The organism is Flavobacterium sp. 38, from assembly GCF_057799715.1.
On the sequence record NZ_JBYNWZ010000007.1, the window covers coordinates 84,577 to 99,322 of the forward strand.

The 14,746-nt window shown below is 36.7% G+C and carries 10 protein-coding genes; 7 read left to right on the forward strand and 3 right to left on the reverse strand.

The window, feature by feature from the left end; genetic code table 11:
* Nucleotides 1-73: 73 nt before the first annotated feature.
* Nucleotides 74-1,216, reverse strand: coding sequence for a CaiB/BaiF CoA transferase family protein (locus AC3E9W_RS17120; protein WP_488769285.1), 1,143 nt, complete (start codon nt 1,214-1,216; stop codon nt 74-76).
* On the reverse strand, nt 1,213-2,361 hold the full coding sequence (locus tag AC3E9W_RS17125; RefSeq protein ID WP_488769286.1) for an ABC transporter substrate-binding protein: 1,149 nt from the start codon (nt 2,359-2,361) through the stop codon (nt 1,213-1,215). Before AC3E9W_RS17125 ends, AC3E9W_RS17120 begins: the two co-directional genes overlap by 4 nt.
* 399 nt (nt 2,362-2,760) lie before the next feature.
* On the opposite strand from AC3E9W_RS17125, the gene AC3E9W_RS17130 reads away from it, so the two are divergent.
* From AC3E9W_RS17130 to AC3E9W_RS17145, 4 genes are all read left to right on the forward strand, one after another.
* On the forward strand, nt 2,761-3,615 hold the full coding sequence (locus AC3E9W_RS17130; RefSeq protein ID WP_488769287.1) for a fumarylacetoacetate hydrolase family protein: 855 nt from the start codon (nt 2,761-2,763) through the stop codon (nt 3,613-3,615).
* A gap of 211 nt (nt 3,616-3,826) precedes the next feature.
* Nucleotides 3,827-4,840 carry a zinc-binding alcohol dehydrogenase family protein gene (locus tag AC3E9W_RS17135; protein WP_488769288.1) on the forward strand — a complete coding sequence of 338 codons (1,014 nt, stop codon included), beginning with the start codon at nt 3,827-3,829 and terminating at the stop codon, nt 4,838-4,840.
* Between the two features lie 310 nt (nt 4,841-5,150).
* Entirely contained in the window at nt 5,151-5,948 is a 798-nt protein-coding gene (locus AC3E9W_RS17140; protein WP_488769289.1) for an SDR family oxidoreductase, read from the forward strand.
* A 6-nt stretch (nt 5,949-5,954) separates the two neighbouring features.
* The gene (locus AC3E9W_RS17145) at nt 5,955-6,791 is read left to right on the forward strand and encodes an amidohydrolase family protein (RefSeq protein WP_488769290.1); all 837 of its coding nucleotides are present in this window, start codon (nt 5,955-5,957) and stop codon (nt 6,789-6,791) included.
* Between the two features lie 384 nt (nt 6,792-7,175).
* On the opposite strand, the gene AC3E9W_RS17150 is transcribed toward AC3E9W_RS17145, so the two are convergent.
* Entirely contained in the window at nt 7,176-8,846 is a 1,671-nt protein-coding gene (locus AC3E9W_RS17150; RefSeq protein WP_488769291.1) for a glycoside hydrolase family 28 protein, read from the reverse strand.
* Nucleotides 8,847-9,407: 561 nt separating this feature from the next.
* Between AC3E9W_RS17150 and AC3E9W_RS17155 the strand changes: the two genes are divergently transcribed.
* The 3 genes from AC3E9W_RS17155 (at nt 9,408) to AC3E9W_RS17165 (ending at nt 14,729) form a co-directional block, all read left to right on the forward strand.
* Nucleotides 9,408-11,918: an L-rhamnose mutarotase gene (locus tag AC3E9W_RS17155; RefSeq protein ID WP_488769292.1), complete on the forward strand. Its 2,511-nt coding sequence runs from the start codon at nt 9,408-9,410 to the stop codon at nt 11,916-11,918.
* 169 nt (nt 11,919-12,087) lie between these two features.
* On the forward strand, nt 12,088-13,152 hold the full coding sequence (locus AC3E9W_RS17160; RefSeq protein ID WP_488769293.1) for a Gfo/Idh/MocA family protein: 1,065 nt from the start codon (nt 12,088-12,090) through the stop codon (nt 13,150-13,152).
* A complete protein-coding gene (locus tag AC3E9W_RS17165; protein ID WP_488769294.1) occupies nt 13,149-14,729 on the forward strand; it encodes a sodium:solute symporter in 1,581 nt (526 codons plus the stop codon). The genes AC3E9W_RS17160 and AC3E9W_RS17165 overlap by 4 nt, the downstream gene beginning before the upstream one ends.
* The last annotated feature ends 17 nt before the right edge of the window (nt 14,730-14,746 follow it).

Genomic DNA, 14,746 nt, shown 5'->3' on the forward strand with positions numbered 1-14,746 from the left:
TGCACAGATTAAAGTAGATATCGCAGATTTTAATTTCCATTTTGAGTATAATTAAAAAATAATTTTAACTGAATTATTGAATAAAGGCTGCATGTATTGCTACATTATCCTGACCCACTTTTGGCGCTGCTTTTTCGCTAAGTAAAATTTCACCGTCCAACTGAATCGGACTTCTGGTTGTAACCAAAGTTTCACCTTCTGTATTTTTTACAGTTTGTTTCAACTGTAATTCCTCAATAAAAGGCTGATTGTCCAATTCTTCGTAATTGAAAACTTTGCCGCACCAAATGCCTTCTTTCTGTAAAATTTCAATCCAGTAATCAGACGTTTGAGTTTGAATTCTTTCGCTTAAAATCGTTCTAATTTCATCACGTTTTTCAAACCACAAATGTTTATCAGCAAATGGACTTAAATCCAAACCAAGTGTTTTTCCAATAAAAATCAGATCACCCATGGCAAGAGATAAAAAGCCATCCTGCGTTTGGTAAACTCCGTATGGCGCGCTTAAAAAAGCATGCGCGCTTCCTTTAATATCGCCTCTTTCAGGCAATTGACCGCCGTCGTTTAAAAAAGAAGTAATCGCTTCAAACTGAACGTCTAGAATCGATTCTAACAAACTTACTTCGACCAAAACGCCTTTTTTGGTTTTGGCTCTTTTTAAAAGTGCTGCTAAAATTCCTTGTACAAAATGATTTCCGCACATTAAATCGGCAACCGCCAAACCAAACGGAACTGGTCCCTGACTTTTGCGTCCGCTTAGCCAGCTTAAACCCGAAAGTGATTGTAATAATAAATCCTGTCCCGGCTTTTTCGCCCACGGACCTTCATTGCCGTAACCTGTAATCGTTCCGTAAATAATCTGTGGATTAATGGCTAATGTATTTTCGAAATCTAAACCGATTTTTTCCATTACGCCCGGTCTGAAATTATGTGTCATAATATCAGCCTTTTCGATTAGTTTTTTTATTAAAACCAAATCGTCTGGGTTTTTTAAATCGGCTGCAAAAGATTCTTTATTTCTGTTAATCGTATGAAAAAGCAGACTGCTGTCGTCTACAAACAAATCTTTAATGCTCAATTGTCTGCAAGCTTCACCTTTTACTGGACGTTCGATTTTAATCACGCGTGCGCCTAAATCAGCCAATTTTAATCCGGCTGAAGGTCCCGCCAAAAACTGGCAGAATTCCAGAACAATTAGTCCTTCTAAAGGTCTCATATTGTCTGAATTTTTAGAGATTCTGCATAAAGTCCGTTCATTTCTTCTAGAACTTTATCTTCATCTCCACCGTACATTAAATAATTGCGGACAACATCTCCGGCGTGATCTTGAAAATACATATGTCCATAATATCTCGGACGTAAAAACGCGCGCTGTAAAGTTGGCAATGTGTTTTTGAAATAATCGTGAGTTAAGTCATTTAATCGGTCACTTTTCCAAGCTTCCAAATGTCCTGGCTGACCGCCGTTGTCGGTATATAAATTCTGCTGAACTTCAGAAGATCCTGTAAAATCAGCATAACGAATCGCTTCGCCAATATGCTGACTGAAAGATGAAACCGCTAAACCAGTTCCGCCAAGCGAAGAAATCATAGGTTTGTCATTTAAACTCACCAAATCAAAAAAGTGCAATAGATTTTTGCTGTAGCCAACTCTCGAATAATTAGAATATCCGTAGGCAAAAGGGCAGTAAGCGATTTCGTTTGAATTCACCATTGCTTCATAAACTTGAATTGGATTTCTGTTAAAGTTTTTAGGATCAATTAACTGCGCTAATTCTCTAAACATTTGAAGCGCTTTTTTTCCTGTAGTTTCAGAAATAACTTTTTCTTCAGAAAGGAAAGGAGCTTCTCCCAAACTGCAGCAAAACATGTAGAAACTCATCAAAACATCAACTGGAATTCCAGCAAAAGCTACCAAGCCTTTTTTCGCCAAAGCCAATAAATCTTCATAAGTTTTTGGCACTTCTAGATTGTTTTTTTCTAAAATATCTAATCTTGCAGATGCTACAGGAGTTGCAGCATCAATAGGCAATGCCCATAATTTATTGTGAAAAACGTAACTACCGTAAGACTTTCCAACGGTATTGCGTTCTTGATCTTTAATATAATCTGCTGATAAATAATCGGATAACGGAAGAATTGCTTTAGTCTGTGCTCCAAATCCAGTCCAAGGATGGTCGATTACCAATAAATCAAATCTTTTAGCAAGATCTTCAATCGAAGCATCGGCAAATTCTTGTAAACTTCTTTTCTCCCAAGAAATTTCAATTTCTGGATGTAACTCTGTAAAACGCTGCGATGTGGCAACCATTGGAAGCAAACCTCTTGTATGGTTCCAAGTTATGCCTTTTAATTTTATCATTTTATAGGGATTTTGGGTAGTGAATGTTAGTTGGAAATAATAAATGTAAAAAATACAATTACAAAAGTAGAAATAAGATTGAAATGAGCAAGAAATCCCGTGTTTATTAACTATTCTTTTTTGCTGAAAAGGTTATTTAGGCTGTTAATTTTTACAAACCGTATAAAAAATGTTATAAAATTTTGAACGATGACTATTTTAAGAGCAGAAAAATAAAATAGATCGCGGTTATTAATTTAGAAAAAGTATTTTTGTAATTGTATTTTTTACATTTATTATTTTTGATTCCTTTTTTTAGCGAATTTAAAATTGGTAAATGCTGGAAGATTCACGAAAAATAAAGATTGGATGGCTTTCAACCCTCTAAATATATAAACTAACAACTAAAAATATACGATTATGAAATTAATACGTTTTGGAGAAATCGGAAAAGAAAAACCGGGTATTATTATCGGAGAAAAAAGATTTGATGTTTCTTCGATTGTAACCGATTTTAATGAAAGTTTCTTTGAAGAGAATGGGCTGGAAAAATTACAAAAAACATTAGAAAATAATCCGTCTCTGCCAGAAGTAGACGCTTCGGTACGTTTGGGATCGCCTGTTGCAAGGCCTTCAAAAATTATTTGCATTGGATTGAATTATGTGGATCACTGTAAAGAAACCAATGCCCTGATTCCGACCGAACCTATAATCTTTTTTAAATCGACAACTTCTTTGTGCGGTCCAGATGATGATTTGATCATTCCTAAAAACAGTGAAAAAACCGATTGGGAAGTAGAATTGGCTTTTGTAGTAGGAAAAAAAGCAAGTTATGTCGAAGAAGCTGAAGCTTTAGATTATGTTGCGGGTTATGCTTTGTTGAATGATTATAGCGAAAGAGCTTTTCAGTTGGAGCGTGGCGGACAATGGGCAAAAGGAAAAGGAAGCGACACTTTTGCGCCTCTTGGACCATTTTTGGCAACCAAAGATGAAGTTTCCGATGTTGACAATTTGAAAATGTGGCTGACGGTAAATGGTAAAAAATATCAGGATAGCAATACGCTAAATTTAGTTTTCAAAATACCTTATTTGGTGCATTATTTAAGCCAGTTTATGACTTTGCTTCCGGGTGATATTATTAGTACAGGAACGCCTCCGGGAGTTGGTTTAGGAATCAAACCAGATCCAATTTATATTAAAGCTGGAGATGTTATCGAACTTGGAATTGAAGGTTTAGGAACGAGCAAACAGAAAGCTGTTGCTTATAAAAAATAATTATAAACGTCTTAGGTGTAATAAATTTTAACACATAGAAACATAGATTTTTATAGCTGTTTTTTTAGGGAGTTTGAAAAAAGCATGCTTTTAACACATAACCTATGTTTATTAATGCAAAGTGAAACGCCTTGTGCGTAATCAAGAACTATGTTTCTATGTTAAATAAAATTTACAAATTACGCCAAAGGAATTAACTAAAAATCAACAAATGAAATATATTGTTTGCGAAAAACCACAGGAATTTCTACTAAAAGAAACGGCTATTCCAGAACCAAAAGAAGGTGAGGTTTTATTGAAAATTAAAAGAATCGGAATCTGCGGAACTGATATTCACGCTTTTGGCGGAACGCAGCCGTATTTTGAATATCCTAGAATTTTAGGGCACGAATTGGCTGCTGAATATGTAAAAGGAAATGCAGAAGGTTTTAAACCAGGTGATAAAGTCACTTTTATTCCGTATTTTAACTGTGGAAAATGTGTGGCATGCCGTAACGGATTGACAAATTGCTGCGTGAATATCAAAGTTTTTGGAGTACATATTGATGGCGGAATGGCCGAATATGTTTCGATTCCGGAACAATATTTACTGCACGGACAAGGTTTGGATTATGATGAATTGGCATTGGTAGAACCTCTAGCAATTGCAGCGCACGGCGTGAGAAGAGCGGCAGTAAAATCAACCGATACGGTTTTGGTAATGGGAGCAGGACCAATCGGAATTGGTTTGATTCAGTTTGCTAAAATTGCAGGAGCAAAAGTGATCGTAATGGATATCAACGATTATCGTTTGAATTTCTGCAAAACGGAATTAAATGCTGACGAAACTATTAATCCATTAAACGATGATGTTGCTGCGAAATTGGCTGAATTAACAAATGGGGACATGGCAAACGTGGTTATTGATGCGACTGGAAATCAGAAAGTAATGAATAGCGCTTTCAATTATATTTCGCATGGCGGAAGATTTGTTTTGGTTGGACTTCAAAAAGGAGAATTGAGTTTCAGTCATCCTGATTTCCACAAAAGAGAATCGACTTTAATGAGCAGCCGAAATGCAACAATTGAAGATTTTGAATATGTAATGAAATGCCTGAAAGAAGGAAAAATCGATCCGAAAAAATACATCACGCACAGAACAAGTTTTGACGAAATGATTACTGATTTTAAGAATCTTACTGATCCTAAAAACAATGTGATCAAGGCGTTGATTGAGATAGAATAGGGATACAAATAAAGATTTTTGTCCACAGTTTGTCATCCTGACGAAGGAAGGATCTCCACAAGTAGCTCGACAATCTAAATCGACAATCTTTGCGGAGTTCCTTGCGGAGATCCTTCCTTCGTCAGGATGACAAAAATGAGAGGAAAATTAAACACATAGAGACATAGATTTTTTATTTACTAAAGGTAATTGAAAGAAACTAGTTTCTCACACATAGCTATGTGAATTGGGACAAGTGAAACGCCTTTTGACACAATCCAAAACTATGTTTCTATGTGTTTAAAAATTTAAATTTAAAACTAAGAAAGAAATGAATTTAAACTTAAAAGATAAAATAGTTGTCGTTTCTGGTTCGGCTGGAAAAGAAGGCAGTATCGGAGAAACGATCATTAACCGTTTAGCAGACGAAGGCGCGATTCCTGTTTTGGTTGATCGAAATGCTAGAGGTTTCGCTTACGCGGAAAAACTTCAAAATAGAGGTGTTAATTCGTTATTTGTTCAAACCGATGTGACAGATCCTGTTGCAATGGAAAACGCGGTGAAAGTAATTGCTGCAAAATATGGAAGAATTGATGCTATCATTAACAATGTTGGAGTAAACGACGGCGCAGGATTAGATTCAAGCTACGAAGATTTCATGAATTCTTTGAAACTGAATGTGGCAAGTTATTTTCTTTTAGCTAAATATTCGCTTCCATATTTAAAAGAATCAAAAGGAAATATTTTAAATATTGGTTCAAAAGTGGCTTTAACGGGGCAGGGTGGCACTTCTGGTTACGCTGCTGCGAAAGGTGGCGTTTTAGGATTAACAAGAGAATGGGCTGTAGATTTGATTCAGTTTGGAATTCGTTCGAATGCCATTATTATTGCCGAAAGTTACACGCCAGCCTACGAAGATTGGATTAAAACATTGGAAGACGGAGAAAACGTTTTAAAGAAAATCAATAAAAGTATTCCATTTGAAGGCAGAATGACAAAAACAGAAGAAATTGCGGATACGGCGCTTTTCATTATTTCAGAAAAATCATCGCACACTACAGGACAATTTGTTTTTGTGGATGGAGGTTACGTACATTTAGACCGCGCATTAATTAGCGATGTTAACTAAGAAATTATGAGTAAAAGAATAGATTCACATCAGCATTTTTGGAAGTTTGACCCCGTTCGCGACAGCTGGATTGACGAAACGATGGCTGTAATTCAGAGAGATTTTTTTCCAGAAGATTTAGAGCCGTTATTGAAAGAAAATCAGTTTGAAGGTTGTGTTGCCGTACAGGCAAGTCAATCAGAAGAAGAAACCAATTTTTTATTGGATTTGGCTTCCAAAAATGATTTTATAAAAGGCGTTGTCGGCTGGATCGATTTACGAGCTGAAAATATTCAAGGCCGTCTAAGTTTTTATTCGAATTATAATACGCTGAAAGGTTTCAGACATGTCGTTCAGGGCGAACCAGATGATTTCATGTACGGAACCGAATTCCGTAACGGAATTGCAGCTTTAAAAGCATTCGATTATACTTACGATATATTAATTTTCCATCGTCAATTGCCAGCGGCGATAAGTCTTGTAAAAGATTTTCCGAACCAAAGATTTGTAATCGATCATATTGCAAAACCAGACATCAAATCAGGCGATATCGATTCATGGAAAAGAGGCATCGAAGAAATTGCAAAATGCGATAACGTTTGGTGTAAAATCTCAGGAATGGTCACAGAAGCCGACTGGAAAAATTGGAAACCAGAAGATTTAAAACCATATCTGGAAGTTATTTTCGATAACTTCTCAACAGATAAATTGATGTACGGATCAGACTGGCCGGTTCTAAATGTGGCTTCGGATTATAACGAAGTTGTAAAAACATTAGAAAATTATATCTCGAAGTTTTCTGTTGAAGATCAGAATAAAATTTGGTTTGAGAATGCTACTGCGTTTTATAAGCTAAAGATTTAAACCATATAAGATATATAAGTTCAGTTTAGCTGAATTCTCGCAATCCTGATAGCTATCGGGAGCCAAGTCGCAAAGTTTTGATATTTTTTGCGGTTAAACTGTGATTTGCCTTGCTATTATTAGGGACTTTTTAGCGAAATGACAAAATTGTGGAAATTCTATCCTAAATTTTAAACATAGCCCACGGTTCCAACCGTGGGAACGCATGGTGGTTACGTTACGTACCCAAGGTTGAAACCTCGGGCTATGTTTGATAAAGAATTTCGTAAAAAAAAGACGCCAAGTCGCTAAGAATAAAAAACTTTGCGACTTGGCGTCTTTGCGAGAACTATTTAACATCCAGCTAAATTGAACTTAAATAACTTATATGTTTCAAAAAAAAAATTAAAACTTAACCGCTTTCTTAGGAACATCTTTTCCAATAGTAGTAGTTTTAGATAAACCACTCAAATCGATATTTTTAGTTGTTGCACCATCAATAGTTATCGCATTTGATGAACCAGGATTAAATTCTACTTTTTTCAAAGAAAGATTTTGAACATTATAAATTTCGAATGCATTTTTAGCTTCAATATCCAATTGCGCATTGCTGATTTTAATTCCATTTGCATCAATAATAGAAAAACCTTTTTGAGATTTCGCAATCAGGTTTGAAATCTCAATATTTTCCAAATTCATTTCAGGAAGACCTTGTAAAAATACCGCTTGCTGTGCGCCTTTAATCGTAACGTTCTTGATTGAAATGTTTTTAAACTGAGGCGTTTCTTCGTTTACAGGAACTAATTTTGTTGTAACTGTATTTCCTCCTTCAGCAAGTGTTTCAGCGATCGATTTTCCGCCGTAATACAAATCAAACGAAATTGCCTGAGACGGAATATCCGTCATAAAAACATCTGAAATAAAGATATTTTCGACCACACCGCCACGTCCACGCGTACTTTTGAAACGAAGACCAACATCAGTTCCCATAAAAGTACAATTGGAAACGTGCAGGTTTTTTACACCGCCCGACATTTCACTTCCCACTGTAACACCGCCGTGCCCATGATAGACGATATTATTTTTTACAATAATATTTTCGCAGGCAACGCCACGATCGCGTCCATCTTTATCTTTTCCCGATTTAATGCAGATGGCATCGTCACCTACATCAAAACTAGAGTTTTCGATAATTACATTTTTGCAAGATTCTACATCCAGTCCGTCGCCATTTTGAGAAAACCACGGATTACGGACCGTTACATTTCGAACAATTAAATCTTCAATTAACAACGGATGAAGATTCCAAGCTGGCGAATTTTGAAAAACAGGACCATCAAACAGCACTCTTTTACTATTCTGAATACTCACCAAAACAGGACGAAGAAAATCGTGAATCGCTTCAAAATCTTCTTTTGTTTTTAAATCATGACGTACATTCTGATCGGCACCTTTCGCGCCTTTCATATATTGTTCAGAAGGATACCAGCTGTCTTTCTTTTCATTTAAAACACCGCCCGAAGCTACAAATTTCTTCCATTGTTCGTCAGTCAATTTACTCTTTTTAACCTGTCTCCAAGCTTCACCAGAACCATCCCAAACGCCATTTCCTGTAAAAGCAACATTTTCTAAATTTTTCCCATAAATAGGAGAGATACAACGCCAAGTATTCAAACCTTCAAAACTCGTTTCTATAATTGGGTATAACGTTTTGTCTGTAGAAAATTTAATCAAAGCTCCCGTTTGTGCATGCAGTTCAATATTGCTTTTTAAAATAATCGGACCTGTTAACCAGATTCCAGGTGGAATGATCAATTTACCACCGCCTTTTTTCGAAAGTGCTTCAATAGCATCTGCAAAAGCTTTGGTATTCAAAACGTAACCGCCGTTTACCGCTCCAAAATCTTTTAGATTTACGGTATTAGCAGGAATAACAGGTTCGTTAACTTTCGGCATTTTGAATTCAACATTGGCATAAGTATCGTAAGGTGCGCTTTGAGCATTTACATTTTTTGACCCCAGGCAAAGCATAATTGCCATTGCAAGAGAAAAAAGATTGATTCGGTTGGTTTTCATTGTTAGTAAAATTTTGGTGTTATTTTTATAGATCTGAAAAATTACTTCTCACAAAAATAACAATAGTTAAATGTAATCGATTACACAAATCTATTAAAAAAAGTTTAGAAAATAGAATTGTGGTGAAAGTTTTGAACCATATAAGTCATTTAAGTTCAATTTAAAGTTTTTAATTGTTTTTCTCAGTTCTTAAGTACTGTTTATCATTTCGACGAAGGAGAAATCTTCACAAGTAGCTCGACAAGCTGAATCTCCAATCTTTGTAGAGTTTCAAGCGGAGATTTCTCGTTCCTCGAAATGACAAAAAATGAGAATAACCTTTGCGCCTTAGCGACTTTGCGAGATTAATCAACTACAGAGCTTTAAAATAAACTTACATGACTTATATGGTTTAAAAACAACCAAAACAGGAGGGTACAGGATACATATAACTTTATGTTCAAGTAAATTGGACGAATTATTTGGTAAAAGTGTTAAAAATACATTTATTTGTAAATTATATCTACTTAAAATTGACTGCCCAATAATTTTTTACCCAGAAAAAAATCAAAATATTAAATAATGCGTTTGAATAAATTTACTAAAATCCTGACCTTCTGTTTAATCCTCTGCGTTACGTTTTCGATAAATGCGGCCGAAATATGGGTTTCCCCGAAAGGGAATGACAAAAACTCGGGAACAAAAGAAAGTCCGTTGGCTACGGTTCACATGGCGATGCGAAAAGCCAGAGAACTCCGCCGATTAAAAGATCCATCTGTAAAAGACGGAATCAGAATTATAGTAATGGACGGAACGTATTATTTAAACGAACCACTATTTGTAAGACCAGAAGATTCTGGAACTCCCGATAGTCCAACAACAATTGTAGCCGATGCAAACGCAAAACCAATTATTAGCGGTGGAATCGAAATCAAAAACTGGACAAAATCTACGACCATTATCAACGGACTTAAAAAAGGTGCTGTCTGGGTGGCCGACGCTCCTAAAAAAGCAGGAACTTTAATTGATTACAGACAATTATGGGTAAATGGCAAAAAAGCCGTAAGAGCCAAAAATACGGCCGGAACTTCAATGGAACGCATTCTGTCTTGGAATCACGAAGAGCAAACCTGCTGGATTCCGTTTAAAGATAAATCGGTAAAGTTTGAACCGGGAATGGAAATGTTTATCGTACAATGGTGGTCGAATGCCAACTTGCGTATCAAAAATATCGAAATACAAAAAGACAGTGCAAAATTGTCGTTTGAAGAACCAGAAAGCCGTATTCAGAGCGAACATCCGTGGCCAGCACCGTGGATTTCTAAAAATAATGGAAATTCGGCTTATTTCTTAAACAATTCTTTTTCACTTTTAAACGAGCCTGGAGAATGGTTTTTAGACAAGAAAAATGCTAAGATCTATTATATTCCTAGAGTAGGAGAAGAGATTAATTCAGTAAAAGTTACCGCTCCGATTTTAGAAAGTTTGGTTGAAGTAAAAGGAACAATTGATTCTCCTGTTCATCATTTTAATTTTAAAGGAATTTCGTTTCAGTACAGCAACTGGCTCCGCCCTTCGCAACAAGGTCACGTACCTTTGCAGGCAGGATTGTATCTTTTGGATGCTTATAAATTGAAACAGCCTGGAACTCCAAATCAGGCGAATTTAGAAAATCAAGCTTGGGTAGGAAGACCTCGAGCGGCGGTTGAAGTTAATTATTCTAATAATATTCAGTTTGAGTCGTGCCGTTTTGAGCATTTGGCTTCGACAGGTTTGGATTTAAACAAAGGAACGAATCATAATACGGTAAAAGGAAATTTATTTAAAGACATTGGAGGAAGCGCGATTAATGTTGGTATTTTCTCCGAAGAGCCTTTTGAAGCGCATTTGCCTTTAATCATAAAAGATGAAAGAGAAATGTGTTCGGATGAAGTAATTGCTGATAATTTAATAACCAACGTAACCAATGAAGATTGGGGAACTTTAGGAATCGCCGCAGGTTTTGTGCGAAACCTTACAATTGAGCACAATGAGATTTCGGACGTTTCGTATTCTGGGATTTCGATGGGTTGGGGTTGGACGCATACGCCAAACGTGATGCAGAACAATAAAATTCTGGCGAATAAAATTCATCATTATGCCAAACATCTTCATGATGTAGCGGGAATTTACACGCTTTCGGCACAGCCTGGTAGCCGAATTGAAGAAAATTATATCGACAAGGTTTACAACAGTCCCTATGCACACGATCCGTTTTTATGGCTGTATTTGTATACCGATGAAGGTTCGGAAGGTTTTACGATTAAAAACAACTGGATTGCCGAAAAGAAAATCCTTAAAAACCATAATGGTCCAAAAGGAAATATCTGGGAACATAACGACCCGTATGTAAGTACAAAAATTAAAGATGCAGCGGGAATTCGCGCGCCTTACAAGGATTTAGAAAAAGAAATTGTAATCGATGAAAAATGGGGATTGCAGGAAATGCCAAAACCGTATGCGATCGAATTAATTGGAAGTGACTTCGACATCGAAAAAATCAAATCGACTTTGGTTGGATTCAGAATTGTAGGTCAGGAATTCTACCAATGGAAAAATCATTTGGTGATTTACGGAAAAATGAATCAGCCAGAAAGAACGAAGCGAAAACTGGCGGGAGCTTTTCCTTCTTTAGAAATAAAAATTTATGAAGATCTGGTTTACGATTTCCAAAACTTCGAAAGATGTAAAGATTCGAAGCCGGCATCTGATTGGGAAAATATTGTTTTAACAGCAAATCTTCCTTCGGATGAAAAACTGCAGAAAGAATATGTAGAGTATCACAAAACGCAATTCGAAAAATGGCCAGAAGTTGCCAAAGGTTTCTGTAACGCCGATTTTCAGCAGTTGCAGGTTTTCAAAAAAGACCGACAATTAATCTTAGTTATCAGTATTCCGAAAGGTGAAAATCTGGATAAACTAAATCCGAAAACAACGCAAAATAATCCGCGAGTAGACGATTGGAATGCTTTAATGAAAAAATACCAAACCGGAATCGATGGCACAAAATCAGACGAAACCTGGATTTTCTTAAATAAAGTAGAAACTAAATAAGAGAAAGATAGCCACGAATTCACGAATTTTCTTTTTAAAATCTTTGCGATTATTTTTTCGAATTAATTCGAATAATATTAGATAAAGTATTTCAATAGAAAATTCGTGAATTCGTGGCTAAAAAAAAATCTAAAATCTAACATCAACAATCTAAAATAAATAACCACCCATGTTAAAAATAGCCATTCTGGGACTTGGAGAAGGACGAAGCACAATGTCGGCCGCTATCGAAAGTTCAAAACTGGAACTTGTAAAAGTATGCGACCGAAACGAAGAATTGTGCAAGCAAAGAGCAAAAGAATTCGATTTTCATTCGTACACTACCAATTACGATGATTTACTAAATGATGAATCAATTGATATTATCGCCATTTATACGCCTGATCATTTGCATGCAAATCATGTTAAACAAGCTTTATTGCACGGAAAACATGTCGTTTGCACCAAACCCTTTATCGATGATCTTTCGGATGCTAAAGAATTGTTAGAATTAAGTAAATCAACAGGAAAGAAAGTTTTCATCGGACAAAGTTCTCGTTTCTTCGAACCAGCCAAAAGACAAAGAGCCGATTACGAAGCAGGATTAATTGGCGATTTAATTACGATTGAAGCTCAATACCACGCCGATCACAGATGGTTTTTAAAGAAAGAATGGTCTTTATTACAATCGTTTAAATGGCTGTACGGAGGTTTGAGTCATCCTGTAGATTTCATCAGATGGTATCTTCCGAACATTCAGGAAGTAATGGGTTACGGAATGATCAGCAGTAACGGACAATCAGCTGGATTGAAAAATGAAGATACGATGCACTTTATTTTCAAAGCAACCGACGGCAGAATTGCACGTGTGAGCGGAGTCTATACATCGCCGACCCAACCTGCGCAACGCGACAGCGGAATGAGTACGATTTTGAGAGCGACAGAAGGCGCAAGTCAGGCCGATTATCACGAATTGCGTTATGCGGTTACGGATAAAACGGGCGAAGAAAAAGTAATTACTTGGGGCGATAGCACTTTAAAATATTATTTCCGTTTTGAAGGACAGAGCCACCACGGCGGAGAATATCAGAATTATTTAGAATATTTCGTAGACAGTATCGAACAGGGTTTTACCGCTTATCCAGATATGGAAGAAGGAATTGGAACCGTGGCTTTACTGCAGGCAATGGATAAAACGTTACAAACAGGAATGCCGGTTAAAATTGCCGATATTCTTAACGAATACGGACTATGAACAGCATCTACGATAAATTAACCACGCTCGATTTTATTATAGTAGCGGTTTATCTGGTGACTTTATTGGTCATTGGATACATAGTAAGCGTGAAGCAGAGCAAGAAAAATGAAACGCTTTTTCTGGCTGGAAACTCCCTAAACTGGTACAATATCGGGTTTAATATGTGGGGAACCAATGTTGGTCCGTCGTCATTGCTGGCTTTTGCGAGTATTGGTTACGCAACGGGAATCGTAGCCGGAAATTTCGAATGGTATGCTTTTGTGTTTTTACTGCTTTTGGCGATGGTTTTTGCACCGCGATATATTGCGAGTAAAGTCAGCACGATGCCGGAGTATATGGGAAAACGCTACGGCGACAGCACTCAGAATATTCTGGCTTGGTACGCTTTAGTAAAAATTCTCGTAAGCTGGCTTTCTCTAGGATTATTCAGCGGAGGCGTTTTAGTGCGTCAGATTCTGGGAATTCCGATGTGGCAGAGCGTTACCGTTTTAGTGATTTTCTCTGGAATTTTCACTTTTGCAGGCGGATTAAAAGCGATTGCGAAAGTAAACGTTTTTCAAATGATTTTATTAATTGTCGTTTCGTTGACGCTTTCTTATTTAGGATTGCAGAAAGTAGGCGGAATCGACGTTTTACTTTCCAAAACACCTTCTAATTTTTGGAATTTAGTTCGTCCTGCGGATGATGCGAGTTATCCGTGGCCAGCCATTTTGCTTGGATATCCTGTAGCTGCTGTTGCCTTTTTCTGTACCGATCAATCGATGGTGCAGAGTGTTTTGGGAGCTAAAAATTTAGAACAGGGACAATTGGGCGTAAACTTCATCGGATGGCTGAAAGTAATGGCGCTTCCGTTGTTTATTCTGCCTGGAATTTTGTGTTATGTTTTATATCCCGAATTGGGCAAAAACTCCGATTTGGCTTATATGACGATGGTTACCAATCTTTTTCCAAGCGGAATGAACGGTTTGGTAATCTGTGTTATGATTGCCGTTTTGGTGGGAACAATTGGTTCTTCGCTAAATGCTTTGAGCGCCGTTTTTACGAATGATATTTATGTAAAGAAAATCAATCCAACGGCGACAATAAAAGACCAGATTAAGATTGGCCGAATTACGATTGCAGCTGGATGTTTGTTCGCAATTTTAATGGCGGTTGCGATAGATAATATTAAAGGGCAGAATTTGTTCAATATTTTCCAAGCGGTCTTAGGCTTTTTGGCGCCTTCGCTGTCTGTGGTGTTTTTATTGAGTGTTTTTTGGAAACGCACGACCAAAAAAGCCGTAAACTTTACTTTATCGTGGGGTTCGGCGTTTAGTTTGTTTGTTGGGGTTTTGTACCTGTGGATTTTTCCTGCCGATGAATATCCGGTTTGGCCTCACTTTTTATTGATTTCGTTTTACATTTTTGCTGTTTTAACCGTAACCGCAATCGCTATTTCGCTATTAGATAAAAATCCTGAAACCAATTTTTCTGATGAAACCGATATTCCAAAAACAAGTAAAAAAGTGAAGTTGTTGTTCGGGTTATTGGGAGTGGTGATTTTTGTTTTGTATTTGGTTTTTAATGGGAATTAAAGAGATTCATTTTTTAT

Excerpts from the sequence above, each read along its gene's own strand:
- AC3E9W_RS17135 (WP_488769288.1), top strand. The coding sequence starts at position 3,827 with ATGAAATATATTGTTTGCGAAAAACCACAGGAATTTCTACTAAAAGAA.
- AC3E9W_RS17145 (WP_488769290.1), top strand. The coding sequence starts at position 5,955 with ATGAGTAAAAGAATAGATTCACATCAGCATTTTTGGAAGTTTGACCCC.
- AC3E9W_RS17150 (WP_488769291.1), bottom strand. The coding sequence starts at position 8,846 with ATGAAAACCAACCGAATCAATCTTTTTTCTCTTGCAATGGCAATTATG.
- AC3E9W_RS17130 (WP_488769287.1), top strand. The coding sequence starts at position 2,761 with ATGAAATTAATACGTTTTGGAGAAATCGGAAAAGAAAAACCGGGTATT.
- AC3E9W_RS17120 (WP_488769285.1), bottom strand. The coding sequence starts at position 1,216 with ATGAGACCTTTAGAAGGACTAATTGTTCTGGAATTCTGCCAGTTTTTG.
- AC3E9W_RS17125 (WP_488769286.1), bottom strand. The coding sequence starts at position 2,361 with ATGATAAAATTAAAAGGCATAACTTGGAACCATACAAGAGGTTTGCTT.
- AC3E9W_RS17165 (WP_488769294.1), top strand. The coding sequence starts at position 13,149 with ATGAACAGCATCTACGATAAATTAACCACGCTCGATTTTATTATAGTA.
- AC3E9W_RS17160 (WP_488769293.1), top strand. The coding sequence starts at position 12,088 with ATGTTAAAAATAGCCATTCTGGGACTTGGAGAAGGACGAAGCACAATG.
- AC3E9W_RS17155 (WP_488769292.1), top strand. The coding sequence starts at position 9,408 with ATGCGTTTGAATAAATTTACTAAAATCCTGACCTTCTGTTTAATCCTC.
- AC3E9W_RS17140 (WP_488769289.1), top strand. The coding sequence starts at position 5,151 with ATGAATTTAAACTTAAAAGATAAAATAGTTGTCGTTTCTGGTTCGGCT.